Here is a 26,478-nt window from a genome sequence, read left to right on the forward strand (position 1 = left end):
ACCCAACCTGTCGATTCAAATCAAAAGAAGCGCTTTTTAAGCGCTGAACACCGCTCTCAGCTTAGCACGCACAATCACTCCCTTTACGTTAAGGGGAAGTAAAATTTTATACGCTGCAAGCTAAAGAGTCACCTGCAGTCCTTCCTGCCTGATGACCCACGTATGTCTGTGATCGTGAGGCAATAAAAAGGGCAGCATGTTTTCACATACTGCCCTTTCCGTTCGCTAATTAACTCAGGCCGGTTTAACTTCCAGCGTCTGGGTGACAGGGAAAGCCTGCACGTTACGCGGAAGCTGGTCGTAATAAGCGACCCACGCCTGCTGATCGGGTTGCGTCCACACCGCAGAGTGTAAACGCGCCATCAGTACCGGGTCGCTTAGCAACACCAGACGATCAGCCTTACCCAAGTCTTTAGGGCCGACTTTCAGCGCCTGTTCCAGACGGGCACGGCGGCCATTCTCCACCGCATCTCGCAACAGGTGGCGGGATGTTGCCATCGCCGTAGCCAGTGCGTTGAAGCCCGGATCGAAGACCGCATGCATAAAGCCGTTTTGCAGCTTACGTTCGCGGTTAAGCGCCAGATATTCCTCGGTCGCTACCAGTTCACGTGGCGGATCGTACTCTTCCGGGATCAGGAACAACCTGGCTTTCTTACTCTTCATCCCCAGCGTTGCGCGGCTCGACAGTACTGAGACGATCGGCGACAGGATCAGTGAGAAGACGATTGGCGCCAGCCACAACAGGAAGCGTAAGTCCAGCCATGCCATACCGGCAGCCCAGACTGCGCCCAGCAACAACTGAGAACCGTGGCGTTTGAAGGCTTCGCCCCATGGCGTGTCATCATCGTCACGCTGTGGAGAGTTCCAGACCACTTCCCAACCCAGGAATGCACTGACCACGAAAACGGTGTGGAACAACATACGCACTGGTGCCAGAAGAACCGAGAAGAGCATCTCCAGGAACATAGAAATCAGCAGGCGGAATGCGCCGCCAAACTGTTTTGCGCCCTTCGCCCAGATAAGGACGATGCTCAGTAGTTTTGGCAGGAACAGCAGAACCATTGTCGTCGAGAACAGGGCAATCGCCAGCTCAGGACGCCACTGCGGCCATACTGGGAACAACTGACGCGGCTGCAGGAAGTACGTCGGTTCCATCAGCGTGTGCACCACCTGCAATGCGGTGGACAGCGCAAGGAACGTAAACCACAGCGGCGCAGAAAGATAGGACATCACGCCGGTCAGAAATACCGCACGATGAACCGGGTGCATACCTTTTACCAGGAACAGACGGAAGTTCATCAGGTTGCCGTGACACCAGCGGCGATCGCGTTTCAGCTCGTCGAGCAGGTTAGGCGGTAACTCTTCATAACTGCCCGGCAGATCATAAGCGATCCACACACCCCATCCGGCACGGCGCATCAGTGCAGCTTCCACAAAGTCGTGGGACATAATGGAACCCGCGAAAGAACCCTCACCCGGCAATGGCGCAAGTGCACAATGCTCGATGAACGGCTTCACACGGATAATGGCGTTGTGCCCCCAGTAGTGGGATTCACCCAACTGCCAGAAGTGCAGACCAGCGGTAAACAGAGGGCCGTAAACACGGGTCGCAAACTGCTGGCAACGCGCATACAGCGTATCCATGCCTGACGCTTTTGGCGCAGACTGAATAATACCGGCATTCGGGTTAGCATCCATCAGACGGGCAAGGCCGGTCAGACATTCGCCGCTCATGACGCTGTCGGCATCGAGAATGACCATGTAGGCATATTCTCCGCCCCAGCGACGGCACCAGTCATCAATGTTACCGCTTTTACGTTTCACACGGCGACGGCGGCGGCGATAGAAGATTCGCCCGTGACCATCAACGTCGCGGCAGACTTCCATCCAGGCTTTTTGTTCTGCGACACAGATATCCGGGTCATAGCTGTCGCTAAGGACATAAATATCAAACTGATCCAAATCGCCGGTCGCTTTGACTGATTCATATGTTGCACGAAGACCTGCGAAAACGCGCTCCACGTCTTCGTTACAAATCGGCATGATCAGCGCAGTACGGTTATTCGGATTCAGCGGCTCATTGCCCTTCGTCGATGCCGTAATACTGTATTTGTCACGACCAATGAGCAATTGTAAAAAGCCCATCAGTGCGGTCCAAAAACCGGCCGAAACCCAGCAGAACAGAATGGCAAACAGCACCAGAATCCCGGTCTGCAACACGTATGGCAGTAATTGCAAAACCGACTGCAACCAGTCCTGATTCAGCATATCTGCGGGGTCGATGAGCGCCCAGCCCTGATAAGGCAGAATCGTTTTCATATACCAGGTGGCGATCGCCGTTTGTACCAGCATCAGGATCAGCAGGATATAGCGGCGAACGGAACCGGCGTGACGCCAGCGTTTTTCCGATTCTGGCATATGCGAAGTCGTGTGGCGGGAAACCGCACTACGACCCATCAGGTTATCCCAAAAGCGGCCCACCGGGTTGGTGCGCCAGACATCAGGAAACATGCTGGAACGTTTCACCGGTGGCATCGCACTGGCGATAGTACGGCCTTCGTCATCAACCTCATCCAGAGCCCCTTTTGCAAGAGCATCCGGCCAGCTAGCGCCCACACGGGCTTTCACTGATACCAGCGGGGCATCAGGATCGGGCGCGCCAACAGAGGCGGTAACATCACCGCCGAGGCGGTGATGTACGGTAGCAAAAGCCTGCTCTTCCCCAGCCGGGAGCTGCTGAGCGAGCGCCGCTTTCTGTTCATCAGTAAGCGGCAAAGCTTCTACATAATCTTGAGTAGAGTGCGTTGACTTATTCATTTGCAGGCAGCTGGTAGCTCCAGGTTTCACTCAGTGTTTTGTCGCCATTGGCCAGAGAAGCGCGCATTTCGATGGCTTTCTTCGGATCTTTCACTTTCAGGCGCAGCGTCAGACGCCAGCCCTTCGTTACCGGATTATAGCGGACGGAGTTTTCAACCAGATCGCCGTTGTCACCCACGCTGACCTGAGAAGCCACCGGAGTGTCGCTTTTCAGTGCTTTCAGGTTTGGACCGACAAAATCAATCAGGAAAGCAATGCTGCCATCTGGCTCACGGATTAAGTTCGACTGTTTCACATCACCGGTAGAGCGCATAGTGCGTTCGACCCATGCCAGATCAGGAGAATGCAATTTGTCTTCTTCACGGGTGAAATGCAGACGATAGTTCAGGCTCAGCGGTTTACCCGCATCCGGTAATTGTTCCGGCGTCCAGAAGGCCACGATGTTGTCATTGGTTTCATCAGCGGTAGGAATTTCTACCAGCTCAACTTTACCTTTACCCCAGTCGCCTTTGGTCTCAACCCAACCGCTTGGACGCAAGTCGTAGCGATCGTCTAAATCTTCGAAGTTAGCGAAATTGCGACCGCGCTGCAGCAGACCAAAGCCCTTCGGGTTCTCCATTGAGAACTGGCTGACGGCGAGGTGTTTCGGATTGTTCAGCGGGCGCCAGATCCATTCACCGTTTCCAGCATGGATAGACAGGCCATTCGAATCATGCAGCGCCGGGCGATAGTTCAGTACCGGAGAAGGCTGGTTCGCACCAAACAAGAACATGCTGGTCAATGGCGCAACGCCCAGTTTGCCTACTTTGTCACGCAGATAAACCTGTGACTGCACGTCAACGGTCGCTTCTTTACCCGGATAGACATCCAGACGATAAGCGCCAGTCGCACGAGGTGAATCGAGCAAAGCATAAATTACTAAATGCTTTTCATCAGGATTAGGACGCTCGATCCAGAATTCACGGAAACGCGGGAACTCTTCGCCAGAAGCCAGGGCGGTATCAATCGCCAGACCACGGGCAGACAGGCCATAAACCTGGCCTTTACCGATGACGCGGAAGTAGCTGGCACCCAGCACACTCATAATTTCATCATCTTTGTCTGCTTTATTGATGGGATAAAGCACTTTGAAACCGGCAAACCCGAGGTTCTTCACTGAGTCAGCATCATGTTTAACGTTGCCAAAGTTGAAGTAATCCGGGCTGTATTTGATTTCTTTGACGGAGTCAGCCGTCACTTCGTTAATTTTTACCGGAGTGTCGAAGTACATTCCCTGATGGTAGAACTCAAGCTTGAAAGGCGTGTTCAGGTTTTTCCAGTACGCCTTGTCATGATTGAATTGAATTTGTTGGTAGTCTGCGAATTTGAGATCGCGGAATTGAGACGGAAGATTGCTTTTCGGCGCTTCGTAGCCTTTATCGGCTAACGCCTTCGCTTGTTTGGCAACATCATCTATAGAAAAAGCCCAGGCAGATGAGGTGAACATGGTCATCAACACTGCGGCACTTAGCAAACGGACTTTGATCATACGTGACCCTATGGAAAAATTTTTATCCGACACCTTGTCTCCTTTACGCGCGCTTAACTCACTCGCTGTAACTATTTTAAGGGAAGTGTCAGGTTTCCGACAACTTGAGCAGTCGATGGTTCAGCCATTGATGAACCGTTTAAGCGCTACAGGGTACAAGGATATCAATTCGTTGAAAGTCCGGCTATGGAAACTTGTCCGATAACAAGGCATGTTTTAAAGTTAGAAACTAAACTAATGTCAACGATAGTCATCTTTGCTTACCTGAGAAATTAGCACCAAAGGCAAATTACGCTCTAAAATAGGATGAGCGACTTACAACGGATACGTAATGAAACCACAGAAACCACAACGTGAGTTTTTCTTAGACTCCATCCGCGCATATTTGATGCTGCTGGGTATTCCTTTTCATATATCATTGATTTACTCCAGTCATATCTGGGCAGTAAACAGTGCCATACCCTCGCACGGCCTGACAATATTCAATGATATTATCCACGCTTTCCGGATGCAGGTATTCTTTGTTATCTCGGGCTATTTTTCTTATATGCTGTATGAGCGCTACGACTCACACCAGTGGCTGAAGGTGCGCCTGGAGCGGGTCGCTATCCCGCTGGCAGCGGCCTTCCCGCTGATCACCCTCCCACAGCTTTATTTCCTGATGAAATTCACCGATAAGTTTTCCGACTGGGGAAATATGGATTTCTATCAAAAGATTAACATTACCGTCTGGGAATTAGTGTCCCATTTATGGTTCCTGTTAACGTTAGTTATTCTGACCAGTATTTGTTTTTACCTCTTCAAATTTATTAAAGAAATTAAGACTAATCGCATTCAGAAAATAAAAAGCCGAACCAACACGTTAGGAAAACTCTCAATTATATTTTTATTTATCGGCTTAATTTACGCTGCGTTTAACCGAGGGCTGTATCTTTTTGCACCTGATTTACTTTCTAACGGTGCGTTTAATTTCATCGTTATGCAGACATTGTTTTATCTGCCATTTTTCATCATCGGTGCGTTTGCTTATAAATTCTCCTGGTTGAAAGAACTGTTCCTGAAACCTTCAGCAACGGCTGGCGTGGTGAGCATCTTCCTGTTCGCTGCCTACATGTTCAACCAGCACGTGAATACTCCGCAGCTGTACTCGATGGAAATTGACGCTATCATCACGACCCTGCTGGGGATCCTGATGGTTAACGTGGTGTTCTCGTTCAGCCATTATCTGCTTAACTTCCAGGCTCCCTGGATCACCTATCTGGTGAACTCCTCTCTGTTTATCTATCTGATACACCACCCATTAACATTGATTTATGGGGCGTTTATCACCCCCAAAATCCACAGCGACTGGCTGGGCTTCTGGCTGGGTCTGGTGTTTGTCTTCGGCATCGCGTTCTTACTTTATGAAGTGCATAAGCGCATCCCGATACTACGATTCCTGTTCTCAGGTAAACCACAGCATACGGTGAAAAAAGATTCATCTGACAGCACGCCACCGCAAAACCAGGTTTCCTGACAGATAAAAAGGCGGGCGTGCTATCACACACGCCCGCCTTTTTACTCAAACAATCAAAGTGTTAATGCGAGGCTGTTTCAATGGTTGGGATGACTGACATCCCAACTTTAAGACGCTGTGCATCAGGCTGGTTGGCATCAAGCAGGATTTTCACCGCCAGACGCTGGACGACTTTAGTGTAATTGCCGGTGGCATTGTCAGGCGAAATGGGCGAAAACGTCACCCCTGTCGCGGGTGAAATGCTGTCGACGGTCCCTTTTAAAACCACGCCAGGTAATGCATCAACCTTAATATCTACAGGTTGGCGGGGCTGCACGTCACCCAATTGCGTTTCCAGGTAATTCGCCACAATGTAGGCATTTTTCAGCGGAACGATGGCCAGAACCCGTGTTCCGGCGCTGACATATCCGCCAATACGCAGCGAGCGTTGCCCGACTACCCCCTCTACCGGCGCAACAATTTCGGTATAAGAAAGATTCAGTTTTGCCTGAGCCAGAGCCGTTGTTGCTAAATCGATTGCGGCTTTCGCTTGCGCCTGCTGCGCTTTCAATACATCAACCTGCTTCTCAGCCCCCTGTACCGCGGCCATATCACTTTGCTGGGAAGCCAGTTTAGAGCGCAGATTGGCATCTGACTCATCACGCGCATCTGCTGTGCCCGAACCGTTTTGCAACAGACGTTTGTAACGGTCAGCGCTCTGACGTGCATAGGCAATACTGGCTGCGTCGGCCTCCACCACAGCCTGTGCCTGCAAAATCGTCTGTTGCTGTTTGACCAGCTGCGCTGTCAGACTGAGCATCTGCGCATTCGCAGTTTCCACGTTGGCCTCCGCGGTCAGAACGGCATTGCGATAATCACGATCGTCGATCCGCGCCAGCACATCTCCTGCTTTCACCGTCTGGTTATCCTGTACATAAACATTGGCGAGGGTGCCGGAAATTCGTGGTGCTACCAGCGTAGAATCCGCAGAGACAAAAGCATCGTCGGTAACCGGGCGGCTGCCATCTTTGAGGATCCAGAGGGCAATTCCAACCAAAAATAACACCACCACGGCGGCAATCAGCCAGCTCAGGCGGACAGGTGAGGTTTTTATCATAAGTCTCTTCTCTCGTACTTTCTTATCGTGGAAATCAATTGTTCAGGTGATATTTAATTCAGGAACGCCTCGCCAGAGACTGAGGCGGATAGGCTCGTTTTGGCAGAATCGCAGCTAAGATCACCAGAAGCAGTGCTAGCCCGATAATCGCCATATAGGTATCAGCCAGCCCCAGTACCAACGCCTGCTGCTTCACCCCTTTGGAAAATTGAGTAATGACCTCAGTTGAAATGGCCGCACCATTGCCATTTAAAGGGGCAAGAAAACTGCTATCACCCCCGTATGGCTGGGACAGCAGATAGCTGACACTACCGGCATGATTGAGCAAAATATTTGAATGGAACTGTTCACGGTGGCTGACGAAAACGGCCAGCAGCGAACTTCCCATAACGCTGCCCAATCCGCGGGTTGTATTAAACATCGCCGAAGCAAAAGGCCCCTCCGGCGGCTGCACCACGCTGGTTGCACTCATCAGGATCGGCAATACCGCCATCGGTTGCCCAATGGCCTGCATAATCTGAATCAGATAGAAGTTATCGCGCGCCCATACGCTGGTAATATGCGTGCCCCAGTAACATGAGCCCGCGACCAGCCCAAGTCCGCAGGCCAGCACCCAGCGGCTGTCAACCCAACGCATCGTCAGCACAAACGCGACCAGCGGTGCCAGCAACAGCTGCGGCAAACCTATCGTCAGCGCCAGCGGGCCAACCTGCACCGCACGGAATCCCCCCACCTGTTCCATATAGCTGGAAGGCAGAGCTGAACCCGATAAAAAGAGGAACATCAATCCAAACAACGTAATTAAACCGTGTGCAAGATTATGTCGCCGGAGCATTTGTAGTTTGAAAAGCGGCAGCGGATGGTGCCATTCATTGACCAGAAAAATAGTCAGTAGTGCGAGTGCGGCAAAAAACATCAGGGTAATCATTGGAGAATTAAACCAGTCGAGACGCTCTCCCTGCTGCAACGCCAGCACCAGCAGGGAAATTCCTGCCGGGCCGGTCAGCATCCCCACGAAATCCATCTGCCGGAAACGTTCAAAACGCAAGGGGTCCTGCGGCAAACCGTAACCTATCATCGCTGCCGCCAGGAGGCACGGCGGGATGACTTGCCAGAAAACCCACTCCCAGCCGACATAATCCGTCCAGATTGCCGCCAGTGAGGTCGCCAAATTAGGCCCAAACGTTGCCGTCAGCGCATAAGCGCTCAACCCATATAACTTATATTGCGGCGGCATAAAACGCAGAGCGGAGGTCATCAGCAAAGGCGGTAATGCGCCACCAAATACCCCCTGCACCGCACGCAGCGCAATAAAAACCGGCAGGTTTGGTGCGTACGGCAAAATGGCGGCCAGCAGCAGGAAAGCCAGGGTTACGGCGACGGTAAACCGGCGCAATGAGAATGTCATCGCAAACCACGGCGCCAGCATCATGGCAGAAACCTCGGCGGCCTGATAAGCACCAATCAGCCATGATCCCTGATCGGTGCTGATACTCAGTGCCCCACGAACATCCGCCAGTGCAATATCGGTAACACGGTCATTCAGGCCTGAGCACAACGATGCGATCAATACGCCCAATAGCCCTATAACCAGCCTGAGTGTAAAAGGTGGCGGAGCAGGCATCACCGCACTGCCGGCGGCAGATGCCGTCGTGGTTGACTGATTCATAATTAAGCTCGTTAACTCCACCACTTTATGAGTGCGGCGATAGTGAGAAGGCAGGTTCTGTGTTGTGGGAGTGCAAATACGCGATCAATGTCACTTATTTTTCGGTGCAATGCACCACATTACGATACACATAAAAAATACTATAATACGGTGCACTGTATTGCAATGTGATTAGGAATTGTTTTTCAGCCGGGCAGCCATTACATTGGCAGTTCAGGATCTTGGTAAGGATCACCCGCGGTGACAAAGGAGAAATGATGGCTCAGGAGATTTCGGCAGATGAAGAACGCAGCGGTGGGATCCAGGTGATCTCACGGGCGGCGACGATCCTCAATGCGCTGGGTAAACACCCGCAGGGTATGAGCCTTGGGTCAATCGCCAATGAAGTCGACTTGCCGCGTTCAACTGTTCAAAGGATCGTTGCCGCGCTGGCTGAAGAAGGTTTGGTTCGCTCAGAAGGCAGCAGCGGCGTCCGTCTGGGCCCGACTTTGCTAAAGCTGGTTTCAACCGTGCACACCGATGTCATCGCTATCGCCTCTCCTTTTCTGCGTCAACTTTGTGATTCAACAGAAGAAACCGTTTCGCTTGGACGAGCAAGTGGCCGCCAGATTGCCAATATCCATAGCATCGTGGCAGAAAGAGAACTCCGCGTGGTCCCCCGCGTCGGTCTCAACCTGCCGATTTACAGTACGTCAGGCGGCCGCGCATTGCTGTCGCTGAAAACCGATGAAGAGATCCGCATTATTGTCGGTGATGTGCTGGAGCCCGCGACTGAAAATACTGTGCGCACAGTGGATTCGCTACTGGAAAAAGTCGCAGGCGTTCGCGAAAGCGGGATCTCAATGGAAGAAGGCGAAACGGTGAGCGGTGTTACTACGCTGGCCGTGGCGATAGATACGATCTTAGGACGTTATTCCGTCTCAGTGCTTTTCCCCACCTCCCGCCGCGCTGCCAAAGAGGCTCAGATTCGTGAAGCCTTGCTGGCGTGCAAAATTGCCCTGATTGGCGAAATTGGCAAACTGAGTGAAAAATAAATAGAAACAGGAGTGCTTCCGTGTTTGATATCATTTTGTTGGCCGTAGACGGCTCAAAGCAATCCCCTTTCGTGATTGATCTCGCCTGCCAACTGGCAAAAGGTCAGCAATCAATGGTGTATGTCACTTGCTGCATTGATGAATCTTACGCACTGGAAGATAACGGTGATGCTCCCGGCCAGATCGTCGATTATCCCCCCGCAGAAGAAGAACAAAACACGGCGCGCGCCGTCGTGGGCCGTGCGCTGGAAACACTGGCTCTGGCGGGCATCAACGCGACGGGCAATCTGATTGTAGGGGCTGCGGGAGAAGCGCTTGTCAAAGAAGCAGTGAAAAAAAATGCATCCGTCATCGTCATTGGTCATCGTCAGCTTTCGGCTTTTGGTCGCATGATAAAAGGCTCGGTCAGCGCAGAAGTTATTGCCGGCTCCCCCTGCCCCGTATTAGTCGAAGTCCGGGGAAATTGACGTCTTTATAAGGAAAACTAAAAAAGCGCAGAACGCGCTTTTTAATCATGGCTCACCGTCAGTAATAAGCGTTACCTGATACTCAGCAGCCCCATAGACTTAGCCCATTCACTTATTTGTTGACGATAAAAGAACGTAATATCGTAATCGAGAGCAGTTATCTTCGAAGGCGTCACAGTCCCTAAACATGGATACTCTTGCGGACGATATTCAAAAAGAAAATCATCAAGTTCCTCCTCTGTTAACAGCTTATCGCCTTCAATCGAATCTTGACAGAAGTAAGCTTCCATCATCCACATCCGGTATTCATAATCATTACTAATCAATTGCATAGGGATTATCTCGGTAAAAGATATGTTACATACCTGACAAAAAATCCCTCTGAATTCATGAATATCGTATCAGGCACGCGTAGCGCTCGAGCCATCCATTGCCGATTTAGTATAACAAGAAATTAACATAAAATAATTTGCCAGCAAAATGCATTTACTCTTAAAAGTACGATTTTTAAAATTACTGACCATTAATTAAATTAAACTATAAATTTCATGAATAAATTCATATTTAATATTTATTTGGTGATTAATTACTTAAGGAATATTAATGGCGGGAGGAATATGAAAGGAACAGAATTGACATTGGGGATGCATTTGCATCGCCACTGCCAACCCTGTTCCCAAAATCTGTTTTTGCTGCCTGTTATCTAACGGGTCAGTTTATTATTACCAGCGGCCCGGAGGTGGACCTTCGCGCCAGTGTCCCGGAGGACCATCATGCCAGTAACCTGGAGGAGGCCCTTCATGCCAGTGCTCATGGTGCCAGTAGCGCGGCGGTGGCGGCGGTGCCGGCTCGTAATAGACCCAGTGCCCACGGCCCTCATCACGATAATGGTTATCCCACCAGCCTGGCGGACGCCAGTCTCCACCATCCCAATAATATCCACGGTTGTCGCGATCGCCGATATGCAATGACAAGCCAGGCATGTTAACTCCAAGTTCGACGTCTGCCTGTGCGATGGCTGGCAAAGTTAGCAAAACGGCGAAAACAAAAATCAGTTTTTTCATTGTGAACCTCACAACCTGCTTATCAGGTGGTGACAAATTACCGCCAGCTATCTTCCTGTTCTATAGGAATTTATCCCAAAAAAAATGCCCTGACGATATCCTTACATTTGCGTCAGAACCTCTTGTGAAAAAACCTGCCGCAACGCTATGTCAGTAAAGGAGATTCAGATAAAAAAGACGGCCAGGCAATAAATCACAGACACAAAAAAACCGCCGAAGCGGTTTTCTGTTTGCTGAAAAGTTGTGCAAAATCAGATCTTGCAACCTTCACAGTCACTTTCGTCCTGAACGGCGTCAGGCACTGCCGCTGCTTTTTCGGCCGCTTTCTCTTCGGCTTTTTCCAGTGCAGCATCAATGTCAAAATCAAAAATATCGTCGCTCATTCTCATCACCTTAATTATTCTAAACCGGCCTCAGTATAAACGACACATTCAGACCCGTATCCGTTTTTTGTGCCCTGAGGGAGGGATATCTTAGCTGTCGAAGCCAAACCCCATCTTATGTGCCCACTCAAAGACTTGTTCTTTGTAGAAAAAACGCGGTTCACATACGCCGGGTTCGCCAGGCGTTTGAATCATTACAGCCACGCAAGGGTAGGCTACAGGGCGTGCATCAAAGATAAAATCATCTACTTCCTGATCGGCAAACTCAGAGGTTTCGCTTACCGCGCTTGCCTGGAATATCTCATCCATTATCCACTGACGGTATTCAAATTCGTTGCTGATAAATTTCATCATTCACCTCTGTTCGGCCTTTACTCTACATTTAGTCAGTACCGGATAAAAATTAATAGTGCACGTCACCGCCACAACAGGGGCAAACCTCAGCGCGGGAAACCGACATTTCGGCGCTGCCGTCACAATCCCATTCGACTCTCAAAGGTTTTCCCGTATCGCTATCAGCTTTGATGAAACGATCGAAATGCACAGCCTGCCCGGTCATCGTTTCAGTCAGCAGCAGTTCATCGCCAGCATAAATGCGTGCGACAGCCTGAGCATCCTGCTTTTCGCCTGAAATGATTTTGTGCAAATGATGAATAGTGAGTTTGATTCGTTCCACTGCTGCTCCTGTAACGGCTTAACATCACTTTTCGCACAGATGAAATCCATTCACGAAAATGATATCCAGCCGCTATTTTATCAGAGCACGCAGGGTAACGTCATGGCCTGTTGCCATGTTGAAACGCGGAATTAATGAGCTAACTGTGCTGTTCCGGTAAGATCCGGCAACTGACTTTCAAGCCGCGCCAGATCATACACATCATAAAAGTCGACGAAACCTTTATGGCTGACGATGGATTCAATGCGGTTTTTAACCCGGGTACTTACGCTGGCTGCGCTGAGGATCTGTTCCACAGCATCCGCTGATAATTCCCGGCTGAAATACCATTCGCCGTTATAGCAAACACGCAAATCCAGAACACCGATATCTTCGTAACGGTAAACCGGCTTGATTTCCAGCAGCAACATGACCGACATAAAGATCAGAAAAGCGGTAAAACCGATAAACCAACCGAGCCCCATATACGGAGAAACGTACATAACGATGCCTACTGCGATATAACCGGCCAACATCGCCAGGCATAACCACGGGTGGTTCACGAAAAATTCTGCGTTGATCCGCGCCTTGCCGTCGCGCCCTTCCTGGCGGTTGATGCGATCAATTTCACTGTTTAATACGTTTTTGATTACGTCCATCTCATAACCTCACTGCGTCACGACTATAATGCAATCTGATTCCATAATTTTATCACGACAACTGTTATAGCGCGTAGAGCAGTTTCTGTGAGTAAAACAGTGAACTGTTATAGTTTGGCATTTGTGTTTTCCCCAACATGGACCCCACTCACTGTATGTCAGATAAAAGGAGATCATCATGGCATTATCAATCGTTGAACGACCGGCTAAAAAGCTCGTGAGTTATCGGGTTATTGGCCCTTATCAGGAATCGATCCACAGTGGTTTTCAGCACCTGACGAAATGGGTCGTGCGACACCAGCAGCCACATAACGAGTGGCTTACGTGGTTTCACGATAACCCGGACACGACGCCCGCAGAGGCTTTACGTGCCGACCCTTCAGTTTGTGTGGCGGATAATTTTATTCTGGATGATGCTGAGGGATTAGCGTTACAGACTTTGCCCGGTGGCACTTATGCTGCTTACCACACGACCATTACTGACGGGAATTTTGAGAAAGCATGGCGTGATTTCTACGGGCAACTGCTGGCCAGTAAGGATTATCGTCCTGATGGCAAAGCCTGCTTTGAGCACTACCTGAGCGACGGCTCAAAAAACGGAATTTGGGAAGTCGTGCTTTATCAGTCGGTCGAGAAAATTCCGGCTATCCGCTGAAAGTCTCAGCCAGCAGCGAAATATCGGACTGCTTGCAGAAATCGAGATAAGCCTGTGGTGGCTCAGCATCGCTGACCACCACATTAAAGCGTGCAAGAGGAGCAATAGCTGCGAGCCTCACCTGATCAAACTTGCTACTGTCGGCGACCAGAATACTTTGCGTTGACCGCTCCATTGCCTGATGTTTCATCAACAGCTCATCAAAATTAAAACAGGTCGCGCCGTGCTCAATACTTACACCGGCGGCCGAGATAAATGCTTTAGCAGGCCGGATAAAATCGAGTTCACTGCTGCGCCCGATTGGCATAAAAATGCTGTTACTGGCCTTAAATGCCCCCCCGCATAAAATCACTTCGCAGTGAGGTTTTTCCTGTAAAGCCAGAAAAGTGTTCAGCGAATAACAAATAGCCGTAAATACGCGTGTTTCCGGAATACTTTCAATCACGTATGGCATCGTTGTGCCGCAATCGAAAAATACCGTATCGTTATCCTGTACCAGACTGGCCGCAAGTGATGCAAGACGCCGCTTCTCGGTGACCTGGCGCATTTTCTGTTCGCTGACAAAATAATGTGTTGCCGGGTTATTGCCAGGGTCCATCACAATGTAGCCACCCAGCAAAACAACCGGGGCAGGTTCTGAGCTGAGATCACGCCGGATAGTCATTTCGGAAACGCTAAGCAATAAAGCCGCTTCCTTCAGGTGGATTTTATCGGATTTTTTCAGTGCCAGCAGCAGGCGCTGGATCCTATCCTCACGCTTGTTTTCCATAATGTTATCTTATTCTCCCCGGTTCACAGCCGCTCACTATACCGTTGCCCGTCAGCCACCGCAAACCCGCGCTACACCGGTTTTACTGCAACTGTCGCAAGGTCAGATATCCCCCAAATACGGCACCGGTATCAATATAAAATTGATTGGAAAACTGCATCGCTGGCTCAACGGGTGTGTGGCCGAAATAAAACGCGTCAGCACCGGAAATGAGTTGATGACGGCCCGCCAGCGAAAAATTTACACGATCCCGGTTCCAGATAATTTCATAACCATCCAGCGGTTTACCGAACGCATAGTCATTGCTGGTGTAGTCCGCGTGCGCGATGACGATGAGTTTTCCTTCACAGGTCGCAAGTTCGATAACATGTGGCAATGAATCAGCCTGCCGGATCAGCGTGCGGGCCTTCTTCTGCGCCCGCTCTTCCAGCGAGTAATACCAGTCGCCGCCATTACGTAGCCAGCGGGAAACATTTTCCCCATTCACTGCATCAATCGCCATTTGTTCATGGTTGCCTCTGACGCAAGCGAACCAGGGCTCATTCATCAGCTGCAAGCATCCGACGCTGTCCGGGCCACGATCGGCCAGATCGCCAACAGACAAAAGCAGATCACGCTCCGGATCGAAAGCCGCTTTTTCAAGCTGTTCTCCAAGCAAACTCAGGCACCCGTGCAAATCACCGGCGAGATAAATGTGTCTGTAAGCTGAACCGTTAATACGCTGATACAAGGCAGAAGTCATTCGGACAGGGATCCGTGAGCAGGATGAATTTTTTAAGTGTAATGCATGAATGTGAAGAGAGCGGACAGAGTAAAGCAGGTTTGCACATTTCCCAGACCATCAGTAAGTTGTATGCCCTCTACACTGAGTTGGCGTTGAAATCCACTGATAATTAAATTACCGCTAAGCGACTGACGCCTTTTTGTGCTAGACTACTGCCCGCTCTAAGTAAAACCGGAGGTTTTATGAGTTCCCCTGTTGTAAGCGCTCAAGACGAGTGTCCGTTGTGTCAAAGCACGAATAAGACGTCGGTTAATATGTCGGCGAAAATTGTTACTGTGACCTGCACATCTTGTGGTCGTTACAGTATCTTCCGCAAAACCATGGAAGAGATCTCAATCGACAGGAAGAAACGTGTTGCTTTGCAGGCATTTTTCACCAGTCAGCCTAACTACCACCTGCCTTTATCTATCAGGGCACTGAGCAACATTGATTCACCGGGTGAATTCTGACCCTAAAAACGCCCCTCGGGGCTGTTTTAATTCTCTTTCCTGTTGTTCTCTGTACCTCATCAACTGCAAGACAGACCTTATACTCAGACGCTAACTGATGTGAAAGTGACGAATTCTGTTGTAAAAATATTAAGGCCACTACCGCTCGTGGCTTTTTTATTATGTTTAAGTTTTCATGAATTTCAGGCATAAAAAAACCACCCGAAGGTGGCTATAACGACGTTACTACTTTATTGCTTTTGATTATTCTGTGAATTTTCCCATGGTACCCGGGAAGACTATTACCAAAACATGCCCAAAAAATGGGCATGTTATCTTTCATATTTTAAAAACTAAAGGCGTACTTTTTCCACTAATAAAGTATTAGATGTAGCAGATGGGTAATGGGGCCCCATTTTATCATCCTCGTACATTTCAAGTACTCTGCCACCCTCTTCATTGATGATCTTTAGCAGGTCGCACTGCCGAATTGCATGCATTTCGTAAGATTGACTTGGATGAAGGTGTCCATCCTGCGCCGGAGATGAAATATATTCACTCGCGATAAATTTATATCCAGGAATGTATGTTGGGACCTGAAACAGAGCAATACCATTCAAATTTAAAGACTTAATAGCCCCACGTACTGCCGTACTAATTACAGGAGGTGGCGAATGCTGTAAAACTATAAGGGAAAATAGCAAATCACACTTAGGCAGATATGAATAATCTTCGACTTTGTTGAGAAGCTTGAAAGATGCATTTGTGATATTATTCGCATCAAAGTGAGATCTTGCTGCATCGATCATACTTTTTGAGATATCAACGCCAATTACTTTCGAAAATTTACGAGACAAATGGGAAGTAACGCGCCCAACCCCACAACCTAATTCAACTACCGTCTGTCCTTCTGGCAGTGTAATACCATTACGGATCAAAGTTTTCTCAATCAGATCTACATCACCTGATCCCGTCAGGTAGAAGTCATCTAAAGCTTCCTTACGGTTAGCACTTCGGTATTTTTCAAGGGATAACACAGCCCAGAGAGGATCCTTCTCTCCAAGTTCAGTCCACACGTTTTGGACTTTATTAAAAACCTTATCAAGAATTTCGCTATCTATATCGGAGTCTATTTCTGAAGTCATAAGAGGCTCGAGACCGGACATTGACGGGGTACTGCCCAGTTGTTCTCTTTCTCTGTATTCAGCAGAACGCAGAAAGACGCCTCTCATTTCTGAAACTGAATCTTGATCAAGCCATGCGCTGATTGCTTGTTCGTTCTCAGGCTCTCTATTCAAGAAAATCCTGTATGCCGAAATGACATCGGATCGAGTAATTTTCATTCTTTACGTTTCCCATTGATTTGGCTTTTCACCATCATTCTATGTTTTTTTCATACTGCCACCAACTCAAAATAGCTAATTGACACAAGGGATCATAAAGTTCCCCTCGATGAAGAGTCGTCAACTTCTTGGGATTGGCACTAAAGTAAACAGAGCTGGATTTTCGATGCGAATTTTTGCATCTGGCGCAAGAAAAACGGGGGATTTACCCTCCTGAAACGAAGTATACGCGGCGGTCGGAATAATAAAATCTCAAGCTGGATAGACGGGTAGCTAGCCTGCTCGTGACTTAAAAATATCAAACAACCAGAAATTTTCATGAATTTCAGGCATAAAAAAACCACCCGAAGGTGGCTATAACGACATTACTACTTTATTGCTTTTGATTATTCTTTGAATTTTCCCATGGTACCCGGGACGAGACTTGAACTCGTACAGCCATAAGCCGAGGGATTTTAAATCCCTTGTGTCTACCGATTCCACCACCCGGGCTCCGGGAAAATTGGAGGCGCGTTCCGGAGTCGAACCGGACTAGGCGGATTTGCAATCCGCTACATAACCGCTTTGTTAACGCGCCTTAAATCTTACTACTTGTCTTGCACTTAAACCAATTCTTGAACCAGTTTAAGAAAATTTGGAGCGGGAAACGAGACTCGAACTCGCGACCCCGACCTTGGCAAGGTCGTGCTCTACCAACTGAGCTATTCCCGCTTTAATCAGAACGTACTGATTTTTTTAGCTAATCTTCTGGCATAAGACTGTCTGCCTTCCGATGCGTTGCATTCTACTGACCTGACGGATTGAGTCAATAAAATTATCAGCTTCATGCGATCGTTTGACGTTTTTTACGTCAGTTTGATCAGGGTTCCAGCAAATCGTGACGCGCGGCGTTCAAATACTGGAACATCGACCAGAAAGTCAGCACCGCGGCGATATACAACGCCACCACGCCCACGCCCACAACAATCGCATCAGGCCGCCATAGCAACGCAACCAGCGATAACATTTGCGCAGTGGTCTTCACTTTACCAATCCATGAAACTGCAACGCTGCTTCGTTTACCAATTTCAGCCATCCATTCACGCAGCGCGGAAATGATAATCTCGCGGGCAATCATGGTCGCGGCAGGCAGCGTAATCCACCAGGAGTGGAAATACTCAGCAACCAGGACTAAAGCAATCGCAACCATCACTTTATCAGCCACCGGATCCAGGAACGCGCCGAAACGGGTAGTTTGCTTCAAACGCCGGGCCAGATAGCCATCAAACCAGTCAGTCGCTGCCGCAAAAACGAAAATAAGTGCGCAAGCCAACGGTGCCCACGGATAAGGCAGGTAAAAAGCCAGCACGAAAAACGGTATCAAAACAACGCGGAACAGGGTAAGGCACGTAGGTATATTAAATTGCATAGCGAAGGTAACTGTTTGTCCGGTGTGGATATTATGAGTATGTTGCTACAACGCCCTTAGTGTTTCAACGCATTATGAATCTTTTCTGCCAATGCGGTTGAAATACCCGGCACCTGTGCAATTTCCTCTACGCTGGCATTCAGTAACGGTTGAATGCCTCCCATGTATTTAAGTAAAACCTGACGCCGCTTCGGCCCAACGCCCTCAATTTCTTCCAGCGCACTGGTTGTGCGTACTTTAGCGCGTCTCTGACGATGACCGGTAATAGCATGATTATGTGAATCATCACGAATATGCTGAATAACGTGCAAGGCCGGAGAATCCGACGGCAGCGCAATGCCCTCACCTTCCGGGACAAAGAACAATGTTTCCAGCCCGGCTTTACGGTCAGCGCCTTTGGCGATACCGATCAGCAACGGTTTCGATTTATCCCACTCAACATTCAGCGAATGAAACACATCAAGCGCCATGCCGAGCTGGCCTTTACCACCATCGATAAAAATGACATCCGGGATTTTGTTCTCATCCAGGGCTTTGCCATAGCGACGTTGCAGCACCTGCGCCATGGCAGCATAGTCATCACCGGGTGTAATCCCCGTAATATTGTAACGGCGATACTCTGAACGCACAGGGCCGTTACCATCAAATACCACACAGGAGGCCACCGTTTGCTCGCCCATAGTATGGCTGATATCGAAGCATTCCATGCGGTTAATTTCCGCCAGATGGAGTGTTTTTGCCAGTTCAGCCAGCCGCTGATGGATAGTAGACTGCTGGGCCAGCTTGGTCGTCAGTGCCGTCGAAGCATTCGTGCGGGCCAGTTTCAGGTAGCGGGCACGGTCGCCGCGCGGCTTACTTTGGATTTGCACTTTACGTCCGGCCATTTCGCTGAGCGAATCTGACAACAATTCTTTTTCCGGCAGGTTGAAATCGAGCAGAATTTCGCCCGGTAGCGTGCGCTGCTGGCTGCCCTGCAAATAAAACTGGCCAACAAAAGTTTGCACGACTTCGCCCAGATCGGTGCCACCCGGCACTTTCGGATAGTAACTCCGGCTACCGAGAACTTTCCCCTGGCGGATAAACAGCACATGCAGGCAGGCCATCCCCGATTCGAAAGCGACCCCGATGACATCCAGATCTTCACTGTTGCCCGAAACAAACTGACGCTCGGTTACGCGACGAACCGCCTGAATCTGATCCCTGATGCGCCCTGCATCTTCAAAACGCAGTGCCTTGCTGGCTTCTTCCATTCGGTTAACCAGCTGTGTCACCACTTGCTGATCTTTACCCGCCAGGAACAGACGGACGTATTCCACCTGATCGTTATAATCTTCGTCGCTGACTAACCCTTTAACGCATGGCCCCAGACAACGGCCAATCTGATATTGCAAACAGGGCCGCGAACGGTTGCTGTAAACACTGTTTTCGCACTGGCGGATAGGGAAAAGTTTTTGCAACAGCGCTAAGGTTTCACGGACGGCATAAGAGTTTGGAAAGGGCCCGAAATATTCGCCCTTTGCATGCTTAGCGCCACGGTGTACAGAAATTCTCGGATGATTATCTGCACTGAGGAAAATCAGCGGATACGATTTATCATCGCGTAACAAAACGTTATAGCGCGGCTGATACAGCTTAATGTAGTTATGTTCAAGGAGCAGCGCTTCTGTTTCCGTATGAGTCACGGTGACATCAATTTGCGCGATATTCTTGACGAGTGTTTCAGTCTTGCGACTGGAAACCTGGACGCGAAAATAGCTTGAAAGACGTTTTTTAAGGTCTTTGGCTTTACCAACGTAGATTACGGTACCGCTGGCGTCATACATCCTGTAGACGCCCGGCTGGCTGGTGACCGTTTTCAGAAAGGCCTTGGGGTCGAAACGCTCATCACTCACTGCCTGATAAAGTCTCCGTATTGAGCAAACCATGTCGAATAGCCAGATGGGTTAACTCAACATCGCCGCTGATATTTAATTTACTAAACATCCTATAACGATAACTGTTAACGGTCTTAGGGCTCAAGCTCAGTTGTTCAGAAATTTCATTCACTTTTTGGCCCTTGGTGATCATCAGCATGATCTGTAACTCGCGCTCTGATAAAGAGTCAAAAGGTGTTTCGGATTGGGGTTCTATCTGGCTAAGCGCCATTTGCTGGGCAATATCAGAGGCGATATAACGCTGACCTGAATCCACCAGGCGAATAGCATTCACCACTTCCTGTGGTGCAGCGCCTTTGCTCAGGTAGCCGGAGGCCCCCGCCTGCATCACTTTCGCGGGCAACGGGTTCTCAGTATAAATCGTTAACATGATGATCTTGATATCAGGTGAGAAACGGACGATTTTTTTTGTCGCTTCAAGTCCGCCAATCCCCGGCATGTTCATATCCATCAGAACAATATCAACATCATTGGTACGACACCATTTGACGGCATCTTCACCGCATTGCGCCTCACCAACAACTTTGATGCCTTTGATATCTTCAAGAATGCGTCGTATCCCTGCGCGCACCAGTTCGTGGTCATCAACAAGAAGAACGCTAATCAAAGAGAATTCTCCAAAAAATAAGGGCAACACACCGTCAGGATCTTCAGAACTGCCTTACACAGAACATTAATATTGTGTTCCCGGGCAGCTTATAAATGAAGAGAAGGTGGCAATAAGAGGCCAGCATCAACAAACTTGCCCCCACTACCGCTTACCGGCAGTGTTTTTAAATCAGAAAGACACAGTTATTTATTATAGCCCGCGTATTTTACTCTATTTCGCCTTTCTGACCAAGGAATGTCTTCAAAAAACAACTTTGCTGAATGTAAATGAGAAGTGCCATCACCTGTATTAATAATTTATAAAAAATGCTTTTCTAATCAACATACAAGCGACAAATCCTGGCGGGCGCTTTACTCAGTAAAAAAATAACCACACGCATTTCCACACCCCGAAACTCTCTTTTAGCCGGGCTGGCTATTTAAGCATCACCCCCTGCTCTCCATATATCTATGATATACCCGATTATTATTTGCAATGGCACGAATTGCTGATGGTTTATATGAATATCTCTGCATATAAAGATGAAAGGTTTTCAACCGGTAATTAAGTTTAGTATTCTTTACCGCCCTGTCGTTCAGGCTATAAGATTAATCCGCTTCAATCTTTTGCGGCTGATAGGGGGAGGTTGCACTAAAACGTGCCAACTATGCTAAAATGCTGCCACTTTCCACCCCGGCTTGCGGGTGAGTTCACTTTTTGCCCCACCTTGTTTTATACCATCCAGAATTTGGAGTGCTGCCCGGCAGCCTGCCTGAGGAGATATCAATAATGAGTAATTGCGATTTTACAACTGAAGCAAACGTTGAAACACTGGCAACAGAAGTTGCCTGCCTTAAAGCCACGTTGACCCTGATCCTTAAGGCTATCGGCCAGGCCGATGCAGGCAAAGTCATGCTAAACATGGAGCGTTTTGTCGCTCAGATGGAAGACGAACAGCAGGCAGAAGTTTTCAAAAACTCCCTGCAACAAATCAAGTTCGCCTACCGTCAGTAAAGCTTTTGCGGAGTCTGTCGCACGACGGACTCTGTTCCTCCCCCAGGTTATCCCCGCTATTTCTGCTATAATCATGCACGGACTTCACTCTATGAGGAGATAAGCATGAGCGACGAAAAGAATAAAGAAAACAAAAGCAAAGCCGATGAGGTTCATGTCAGCGACGGGCTGGGAGAACTGCTCGAAGTTGCAGAGCAACTCACGAAAGAAGAAATTGAAAAAGCGGCAGAAGACGCGAAACAGGCTGTTGAAGACGCCAAAAAACAAAAACATCATTAATCAATGCATCACAACTTCCTTGCCCCGCATCAGACAATTGCGCCTCTGGCTATCGATTATCAACATGGTGACAGCGAACCGGCTCACAGCCATAACTGCTCACAGCTGATTCATACGTTATCCGGCATTGTTGAAGTACGGACCTCACTCGGCACCTGGATGGTTCCTCCCGGGCGCGGCGTGTGGTTGCCCGCGCATGTCGAACACAGCCTGCGTTTTATTGGGGGCGTCAAAGCGCGCACCTTATTTGTCGAGCCGCTGGCCAGAGCCGATTTACCGGCACAATGTCAGGTTGTTCAGATTTCTCCGCTGCTGCGCGAGCTGATTCTGACGTCGCTGACTATTCCGGCAGATTACCTGCCCGGCGGACGTGACGAGCGAATTATGGAATTGCTGCTCGACGAGTTACGGCTTTTGCCGACATTGCCCCTCTATCTGCCGGAACCCAAAGAGCCGGAATTGCTGGCGCTCAGCCAACAAATCCGTGCTGATCTCTGCGCATCGTGGGAGCTGGAAGACGTCGCACAGCGGCTCGATATCAGCAGCCGCACGCTGTCCCGTCGTTTTCAGCGCGAAACAGGACTACGTTTCAGCGACTGGGTGCGGCAGGCAAAATTACTCGAAGCGCTAAATCAGCTGGCCGCGGGTGTTTCAGTGATCGATGTGGCGCTGGCACTCGGCTATGAGAGCCCGAGTGCCTTCAGTGCAATGTTCCGGCGGACGCTGGGCGTATCGCCAAGTGAATATTTTAGTCAGCCATAATAGCGCTGGCGGCATTAAACAACGCCTGCAGCGACGCGCCGGACACATCGCTGTCAATACCTACGCCGTAGCAAATTTCACCAGACCGTTTCTGACAACTCAGGTAAGCCACGGCGCGGCTGTGGCTCTGATGCCCCAGCGTATGTTCGTGATAATCACCGATTTCCAGTTGCACATCATAATGGCGGCGCAACGCATCTGCCGCCCCGGATAACAAACCATTGCCACTGCCTGCGATTTGCTGCTCTTCGTTGCGATAGCGAATACGCGCGCTGAAGTGACAAACGTTCTGTTCATCGCTGCGAATCTCGTAACCCAGCAATTTCACCTGCGGCTGATCCGTCAGTCCGTAACGCTGGCGGAACAGCCGCCAGATATCACTGGTACTCATTTCCTTACCGTGGGTATCGGTTTCCCGCTGAACCGCTTTGCTGAAATCGATCTGCAAACCACGCGGCAATTTTAATCCATGATTTTGTTCCAGCAGCCATGCAGCGCCGCTTTTTCCCGACTGGCTGTTAACACGAATTACGGCTTCGTAGCTGCAACCTACATCGGCGGGATCCAACGGCAAATAAGGCACACGCCAGATGCCGTTGTCTGTGGTTTTCTGCGCGGCGAACCCTTTCTTAATGGCATCCTGATGGGAACCTGAAAACGCCGTAAAGACCAGTTCACCCGCATACGGATGACGCGGATGCACAGGTAACTGGTTACATTCCTCCACAGCCTCAACGATCGCCTGCAAATTGCTGAAATCCAGTTCAGGTGAAACCCCCTGCGTATAGAGATTCAGTGCCAGCGTCACGATATCGACGTTACCCGTTCGCTCACCGTTGCCAAACAGGCAGCCTTCCACACGGTCTGCACCGGCCAGCATCGCCAGTTCAGCACATGCCACCCCCGTTCCGCGATCATTGTGTGGATGCACGCTGATCGAAACCTGCTGACGACGGCTGAAATGACGGCAGAACCATTCAATCTGATCGGCATAAATATTCGGAGTACTGACTTCCACCGTCGCCGGTAAGTTGATGATCATCGGCCGTTCTGCCCCGGGTTGCCAGATATTGGCAACCGCCTCACAAACCTCAAGAGAAAATTCCAGTTCGGTGAAGCAAAAGGTTTCCGGAGAATACTCAAACGTCCATTCGGTCTGAGAGTACTGTTCGCATAACTGCCGGATCTGCTGAGCACCACGGACAGCCAGCTCTCGCGTCGCCGCCTGATCCTGATTAAAGACCACCTCACGAAACACCGGTGCGGTAGCGTTATATAAGTGCACGATAGCGCGCGGCACATCCTCCAGCGCTTCAAAAGTGCGGGCAATCAGATCAGGTCGTGACGGCGTCAGAACCTGAATCACCACATCGTCGGGGATCAGCTTGTCTTCAATCAGCCCGCGCACAAAATCAAAATCGGTTTGTGAAGCCGAGGGGAACGCGACCTCAATCTGTTTAAAACCACACCGCACCAGCAAATCAAAAAACTGGCGTTTGCGGGCATTATCCATCGGCTCAGCGAGCGCCTGATTGCCGTCACGCAAATCGCTTGAGCACCATTGTGGCGCGGTATTGAGCACGTTGCCCGGCCACTGGCGATCGGGTAAGTTCACCTGCGGAAAGGGGCGATATTTTTGCGACGGGTCGTTTAACATTCAATTCTCCTTGCGTGTCAGAGGCAGCAGTCATGCTTAATTAAACTTATAGTACGCAAACGATAACTTCCTGCGCCCGTCTAACTGACAGCCACCCTCGCAAAACGGACAAAAAGAAAATGATAAATGAATCAGAGTCACGCTATAGTGCATAACTAAACGCGTCCAGTTCGGCGATCAGAGGTCGTACAGAATGAAAAGGGTTCTGAATCCAAACGAAAATAAACGGCTTGCGGCGCTGCAAAAACTCAAGATTGCGGACAGCAATCCGGACGAAGTGCTTGATCTGGTTACACGCCTCACGCAGCAAATTTTTGATATTCCTATTTGCATCATTACTCTGGTTGACCAGCACCGACAGTGGTTTAAATCTAAAACCAACACAGCACTGCGCTATACCGCCCGCGATATCGCTTTTTGCGATTACACTATCCGCTCATCCTCCGTCATGGTGGTTAACGACGCCACTCTGGATCCCCGCTTCAACGAGAATCCGCTGGTGACGGCAGAAGAAGGGATGCGTTTCTATGCTGGCGCACCGCTTATCACCCGTGATGGTTTCGCAATCGGCAGCCTGTGTCTGGCGGATAAATATCCGCGCGATTTCTCCGCTCAGGAAATCGAAATGTTGTCCGACCTTGCGGCAATTGTCATTGATATCATTGAATCACGTAGCAGCATGAGCTTTACAGATATTGTCACGCGGTTGCCTAACCGCCAGCGTCTGATGGAAGATATCGCGCATTTGATAAAAGCGCCGGGCAACACGGCTTATATTCTTATCCTGATTGATACACTCGACACCCTCTATGCCTATGACATTGGCCGGGCGATTGGTATTCCGAAAGTCGAAAACATTCTCAAGGATATCGGTTCATTCCTGCGTAGCGAACTGAACGAGAATGACAAAGTTTACAGCCTGATGCTTGGCCGGTTTGCGCTGATCAAGTGCCTTAATGAACAGGAAGAGATTTTCACTCAGTTAGAAAATGCGGCGACGAAAATCCAGCAAAGCATCACCAGCGATATCCCGATCAATGTGCGGTTGCATGCCGGTTACACCGTGTTCTCTTCTACATCGGCTTGCGCAGAAAACATTATGCGCCAGGGGATGTCTTCGCTGCATGAAGCCATCAGCAACAACCGCCTTATCATGCCGTACCAGCAGGAATCTGATGTGATACAAGTGCGGGCTTTCAACCTGCTCAACGACCTCATGGCGACGGTTGCCTCGTGTGAAGATTTCCATCTGGTCTATCAGCCTAAAATTCGTCTGGCAGATAAAAAGTTCCAGGGTGTGGAAGCGTTGATCCGCTGGCAGCACCCGACGCTCGGCGTCATTTCACCGTCTGAATTTATCCCTCTGGCCGAAAAAACGCCGTTGATCACTCCGCTGACCAACTGGGTGATCACGCAGGCCGTCATGCAAATAGCGGAATGGCAAAAGCGCGGCGCACAGATCCAGGTGTCTATCAACCTGACCGCCAATAACCTGGTGGAACAAGATCTGGTTCATCGTATCCATACTGCGCTTATCCTGCACCAGGTGTCGCCATCGATGCTGGAAATAGAATGCCTCGAGACGCAGACGCTGGCCAATAATCCGCACGCCGTGGCTTCGCTGGATGCTTTACGCCAGATGGGGATCAGCATTGCGCTGGATGATTTTGGCTCGGGCTACAGCAACCTGAATTATTTGCAAAAAATACCGGCAGATACACTAAAACTGGATCAGTCTCTTATTCAGGGGATTAGCAACGACAGCAAGAGCAAAGTGATCGTGAAATCGATGATAGAAATGGCGCACGCGCTGAGTTACCAGGTCGTCGCCGAAGGCGTCGAGGACAATGACACTTTAATGTGCCTTGAAGAACTGCAGTGTGATTCCGTACAGGGGTTTTACTTCTCACGCCCGCTACATCACGATCAGATTCTGGAATGGTCAAAACCCTATACCTGATAACAGCG

General features: G+C 49.6%; 26 protein-coding genes and 3 tRNA genes. 9 read left to right on the forward strand and 20 right to left on the reverse strand.

What is annotated here, in order from left to right; translation table 11 throughout:
* Positions 1-234: 234 nt before the first annotated feature.
* Together mdoH and CWS43_RS12350 are read right to left on the reverse strand one after the other, a co-directional pair.
* Positions 235-2,817, reverse strand: coding sequence for a glucans biosynthesis glucosyltransferase MdoH (gene mdoH, locus CWS43_RS12345; protein WP_101077233.1), 2,583 nt, complete (start codon positions 2,815-2,817; stop codon positions 235-237).
* Positions 2,810-4,345 (reverse strand): glucan biosynthesis protein G, encoded by a 1,536-nt coding sequence (locus tag CWS43_RS12350; RefSeq protein WP_101077402.1) that lies wholly within the window; start codon positions 4,343-4,345, stop codon positions 2,810-2,812. The genes mdoH and CWS43_RS12350 overlap by 8 nt, the downstream gene beginning before the upstream one ends.
* Before the next feature lie 331 nt (positions 4,346-4,676).
* Here CWS43_RS12350 and mdoC point away from each other — a divergent pair, with 331 nt between their 5' ends.
* Positions 4,677-5,861, forward strand: coding sequence for a glucans biosynthesis protein MdoC (mdoC, locus tag CWS43_RS12355; RefSeq protein ID WP_101077234.1), 1,185 nt, complete (start codon positions 4,677-4,679; stop codon positions 5,859-5,861).
* A 61-nt stretch (positions 5,862-5,922) separates the two neighbouring features.
* On the opposite strand, the gene CWS43_RS12360 is transcribed toward mdoC, so the two are convergent.
* Entirely contained in the window at positions 5,923-6,957 is a 1,035-nt protein-coding gene (locus tag CWS43_RS12360) for an HlyD family secretion protein (protein WP_101077235.1), read from the reverse strand.
* 58 nt (positions 6,958-7,015) lie between these two features.
* On the reverse strand, positions 7,016-8,626 hold the full coding sequence (locus CWS43_RS12365; protein WP_232776908.1) for an MFS transporter: 1,611 nt from the start codon (positions 8,624-8,626) through the stop codon (positions 7,016-7,018).
* A 257-nt stretch (positions 8,627-8,883) separates the two neighbouring features.
* On the opposite strand from CWS43_RS12365, the gene CWS43_RS12370 reads away from it, so the two are divergent.
* Together CWS43_RS12370 and CWS43_RS12375 are read left to right on the forward strand one after the other, a co-directional pair.
* A complete protein-coding gene (locus CWS43_RS12370; protein WP_101077236.1) occupies positions 8,884-9,660 on the forward strand; it encodes an IclR family transcriptional regulator in 777 nt (258 codons plus the stop codon).
* A gap of 20 nt (positions 9,661-9,680) precedes the next feature.
* Entirely contained in the window at positions 9,681-10,127 is a 447-nt protein-coding gene (locus tag CWS43_RS12375) for a universal stress protein (RefSeq protein WP_101077237.1), read from the forward strand.
* A 71-nt stretch (positions 10,128-10,198) separates the two neighbouring features.
* On the opposite strand, the gene CWS43_RS12380 is transcribed toward CWS43_RS12375, so the two are convergent.
* The 6 genes from CWS43_RS12380 to CWS43_RS12400 form a co-directional block, all read right to left on the reverse strand.
* Positions 10,199-10,459, reverse strand: coding sequence for a hypothetical protein (locus CWS43_RS12380; RefSeq protein WP_101077238.1), 261 nt, complete (start codon positions 10,457-10,459; stop codon positions 10,199-10,201).
* A gap of 390 nt (positions 10,460-10,849) precedes the next feature.
* Complete coding sequence (locus CWS43_RS12385) at positions 10,850-11,191, reverse strand: DUF2502 domain-containing protein (protein ID WP_101077239.1); 342 nt, start codon at positions 11,189-11,191, stop codon at positions 10,850-10,852.
* A gap of 251 nt (positions 11,192-11,442) precedes the next feature.
* A complete protein-coding gene (locus CWS43_RS27690) occupies positions 11,443-11,574 on the reverse strand; it encodes a hypothetical protein (protein ID WP_255414158.1) in 132 nt (43 codons plus the stop codon).
* Positions 11,575-11,664: 90 nt separating this feature from the next.
* Positions 11,665-11,928: a hypothetical protein gene (locus tag CWS43_RS12390; RefSeq protein WP_232776910.1), complete on the reverse strand. Its 264-nt coding sequence runs from the start codon at positions 11,926-11,928 to the stop codon at positions 11,665-11,667.
* Between the two features lie 49 nt (positions 11,929-11,977).
* Positions 11,978-12,250, reverse strand: a complete 273-nt coding sequence (locus tag CWS43_RS12395) for a hypothetical protein (RefSeq protein ID WP_101077241.1) — start codon at positions 12,248-12,250, stop codon at positions 11,978-11,980.
* 131 nt (positions 12,251-12,381) lie between these two features.
* Positions 12,382-12,888: a YlaC family protein gene (locus CWS43_RS12400; protein WP_101077242.1), complete on the reverse strand. Its 507-nt coding sequence runs from the start codon at positions 12,886-12,888 to the stop codon at positions 12,382-12,384.
* A 178-nt stretch (positions 12,889-13,066) separates the two neighbouring features.
* Between CWS43_RS12400 and CWS43_RS12405 the strand changes: the two genes are divergently transcribed.
* Positions 13,067-13,543, forward strand: a complete 477-nt coding sequence (locus CWS43_RS12405) for a GyrI-like domain-containing protein (RefSeq protein WP_101077243.1) — start codon at positions 13,067-13,069, stop codon at positions 13,541-13,543.
* Here CWS43_RS12405 and deoR read toward each other — a convergent pair.
* Positions 13,533-14,312, reverse strand: coding sequence for a DNA-binding transcriptional repressor DeoR (deoR, locus tag CWS43_RS12410; protein WP_101077244.1), 780 nt, complete (start codon positions 14,310-14,312; stop codon positions 13,533-13,535). The genes CWS43_RS12405 and deoR overlap by 11 nt on opposite strands.
* A gap of 82 nt (positions 14,313-14,394) precedes the next feature.
* Positions 14,395-15,054 carry a metallophosphoesterase gene (locus tag CWS43_RS12415; RefSeq protein WP_101077245.1) on the reverse strand — a complete coding sequence of 220 codons (660 nt, stop codon included), beginning with the start codon at positions 15,052-15,054 and terminating at the stop codon, positions 14,395-14,397.
* A 296-nt stretch (positions 15,055-15,350) separates the two neighbouring features.
* On the opposite strand from CWS43_RS12415, the gene CWS43_RS12420 reads away from it, so the two are divergent.
* Positions 15,351-15,545, forward strand: a complete 195-nt coding sequence (locus CWS43_RS12420; RefSeq protein ID WP_232776912.1) for a hypothetical protein — start codon at positions 15,351-15,353, stop codon at positions 15,543-15,545.
* 332 nt (positions 15,546-15,877) lie between these two features.
* Here CWS43_RS12420 and CWS43_RS12425 read toward each other — a convergent pair whose 3' ends face one another.
* From CWS43_RS12425 to uvrY, 7 genes are all read right to left on the reverse strand, one after another.
* Positions 15,878-16,867: a class I SAM-dependent methyltransferase gene (locus tag CWS43_RS12425; RefSeq protein WP_101077247.1), complete on the reverse strand. Its 990-nt coding sequence runs from the start codon at positions 16,865-16,867 to the stop codon at positions 15,878-15,880.
* A 406-nt stretch (positions 16,868-17,273) separates the two neighbouring features.
* A tRNA-Leu gene (locus CWS43_RS12430) sits at positions 17,274-17,359 on the reverse strand.
* 11 nt (positions 17,360-17,370) lie between these two features.
* A tRNA-Cys gene (locus tag CWS43_RS12435) sits at positions 17,371-17,444 on the reverse strand.
* A 58-nt stretch (positions 17,445-17,502) separates the two neighbouring features.
* Positions 17,503-17,578 (reverse strand) — tRNA-Gly (locus CWS43_RS12440).
* A 148-nt stretch (positions 17,579-17,726) separates the two neighbouring features.
* The gene (gene pgsA / locus CWS43_RS12445; RefSeq protein ID WP_101077248.1) at positions 17,727-18,275 is read right to left on the reverse strand and encodes a CDP-diacylglycerol--glycerol-3-phosphate 3-phosphatidyltransferase; all 549 of its coding nucleotides are present in this window, start codon (positions 18,273-18,275) and stop codon (positions 17,727-17,729) included.
* Between the two features lie 56 nt (positions 18,276-18,331).
* Positions 18,332-20,167 carry an excinuclease ABC subunit UvrC gene (gene uvrC, locus CWS43_RS12450; RefSeq protein ID WP_255414159.1) on the reverse strand — a complete coding sequence of 612 codons (1,836 nt, stop codon included), beginning with the start codon at positions 20,165-20,167 and terminating at the stop codon, positions 18,332-18,334.
* Positions 20,160-20,816 (reverse strand): UvrY/SirA/GacA family response regulator transcription factor, encoded by a 657-nt coding sequence (gene uvrY, locus CWS43_RS12455; protein WP_101077249.1) that lies wholly within the window; start codon positions 20,814-20,816, stop codon positions 20,160-20,162. The genes uvrC and uvrY overlap by 8 nt, the downstream gene beginning before the upstream one ends.
* A gap of 771 nt (positions 20,817-21,587) precedes the next feature.
* Here uvrY and CWS43_RS12460 point away from each other — a divergent pair.
* From CWS43_RS12460 to CWS43_RS12465, 3 genes are all read left to right on the forward strand, one after another.
* On the forward strand, positions 21,588-21,812 hold the full coding sequence (locus tag CWS43_RS12460) for a DUF2594 family protein (protein ID WP_015697982.1): 225 nt from the start codon (positions 21,588-21,590) through the stop codon (positions 21,810-21,812).
* A gap of 105 nt (positions 21,813-21,917) precedes the next feature.
* Positions 21,918-22,091, forward strand: a complete 174-nt coding sequence (locus CWS43_RS27395) for a hypothetical protein (protein WP_198555824.1) — start codon at positions 21,918-21,920, stop codon at positions 22,089-22,091.
* Positions 22,092-22,094: 3 nt separating this feature from the next.
* Positions 22,095-22,853, forward strand: a complete 759-nt coding sequence (locus tag CWS43_RS12465) for a helix-turn-helix transcriptional regulator (protein ID WP_101077250.1) — start codon at positions 22,095-22,097, stop codon at positions 22,851-22,853.
* Here CWS43_RS12465 and leuA read toward each other — a convergent pair.
* Positions 22,840-24,510 carry a 2-isopropylmalate synthase gene (gene leuA, locus CWS43_RS12470; RefSeq protein ID WP_101077251.1) on the reverse strand — a complete coding sequence of 557 codons (1,671 nt, stop codon included), beginning with the start codon at positions 24,508-24,510 and terminating at the stop codon, positions 22,840-22,842. The two genes, CWS43_RS12465 and leuA, sit on opposite strands and share 14 nt — an antisense overlap.
* Before the next feature lie 193 nt (positions 24,511-24,703).
* Between leuA and CWS43_RS12475 the strand changes: the two genes are divergently transcribed.
* Entirely contained in the window at positions 24,704-26,470 is a 1,767-nt protein-coding gene (locus tag CWS43_RS12475; protein ID WP_101077252.1) for an EAL domain-containing protein, read from the forward strand.
* Positions 26,471-26,478 lie beyond the last annotated feature (8 nt).

This window comes from Rahnella sp. AA (genome assembly GCF_002834385.1).
Classification (GTDB): domain Bacteria; phylum Pseudomonadota; class Gammaproteobacteria; order Enterobacterales; family Enterobacteriaceae; genus Rahnella.

Coding starts and splice junctions, on each gene's coding strand:
- mdoH (WP_101077233.1), bottom strand. CDS start 2,817: ATGAATAAGTCAACGCACTCTACTCAAGATTATGTAGAAGCTTTGCCG.
- CWS43_RS12350 (WP_101077402.1), bottom strand. CDS start 4,345: ATGATCAAAGTCCGTTTGCTAAGTGCCGCAGTGTTGATGACCATGTTC.
- mdoC (WP_101077234.1), top strand. CDS start 4,677: ATGAAACCACAGAAACCACAACGTGAGTTTTTCTTAGACTCCATCCGC.
- CWS43_RS12360 (WP_101077235.1), bottom strand. CDS start 6,957: ATGATAAAAACCTCACCTGTCCGCCTGAGCTGGCTGATTGCCGCCGTG.
- CWS43_RS12365 (WP_232776908.1), bottom strand. CDS start 8,626: ATGAATCAGTCAACCACGACGGCATCTGCCGCCGGCAGTGCGGTGATG.
- CWS43_RS12370 (WP_101077236.1), top strand. CDS start 8,884: ATGGCTCAGGAGATTTCGGCAGATGAAGAACGCAGCGGTGGGATCCAG.
- CWS43_RS12380 (WP_101077238.1), bottom strand. CDS start 10,459: ATGCAATTGATTAGTAATGATTATGAATACCGGATGTGGATGATGGAA.
- CWS43_RS12385 (WP_101077239.1), bottom strand. CDS start 11,191: ATGAAAAAACTGATTTTTGTTTTCGCCGTTTTGCTAACTTTGCCAGCC.
- CWS43_RS27690 (WP_255414158.1), bottom strand. CDS start 11,574: ATGAGCGACGATATTTTTGATTTTGACATTGATGCTGCACTGGAAAAA.
- CWS43_RS12390 (WP_232776910.1), bottom strand. CDS start 11,928: ATGATGAAATTTATCAGCAACGAATTTGAATACCGTCAGTGGATAATG.
- CWS43_RS12400 (WP_101077242.1), bottom strand. CDS start 12,888: ATGGACGTAATCAAAAACGTATTAAACAGTGAAATTGATCGCATCAAC.
- CWS43_RS12405 (WP_101077243.1), top strand. CDS start 13,067: ATGGCATTATCAATCGTTGAACGACCGGCTAAAAAGCTCGTGAGTTAT.
- deoR (WP_101077244.1), bottom strand. CDS start 14,312: ATGGAAAACAAGCGTGAGGATAGGATCCAGCGCCTGCTGCTGGCACTG.
- CWS43_RS12415 (WP_101077245.1), bottom strand. CDS start 15,054: ATGACTTCTGCCTTGTATCAGCGTATTAACGGTTCAGCTTACAGACAC.
- CWS43_RS12420 (WP_232776912.1), top strand. CDS start 15,351: ATGTCGGCGAAAATTGTTACTGTGACCTGCACATCTTGTGGTCGTTAC.
- CWS43_RS12425 (WP_101077247.1), bottom strand. CDS start 16,867: ATGAAAATTACTCGATCCGATGTCATTTCGGCATACAGGATTTTCTTG.
- pgsA (WP_101077248.1), bottom strand. CDS start 18,275: ATGCAATTTAATATACCTACGTGCCTTACCCTGTTCCGCGTTGTTTTG.
- CWS43_RS12460 (WP_015697982.1), top strand. CDS start 21,588: ATGAGTAATTGCGATTTTACAACTGAAGCAAACGTTGAAACACTGGCA.
- CWS43_RS27395 (WP_198555824.1), top strand. CDS start 21,918: ATGAGCGACGAAAAGAATAAAGAAAACAAAAGCAAAGCCGATGAGGTT.
- CWS43_RS12465 (WP_101077250.1), top strand. CDS start 22,095: ATGCATCACAACTTCCTTGCCCCGCATCAGACAATTGCGCCTCTGGCT.
- leuA (WP_101077251.1), bottom strand. CDS start 24,510: ATGTTAAACGACCCGTCGCAAAAATATCGCCCCTTTCCGCAGGTGAAC.
- CWS43_RS12475 (WP_101077252.1), top strand. CDS start 24,704: ATGAAAAGGGTTCTGAATCCAAACGAAAATAAACGGCTTGCGGCGCTG.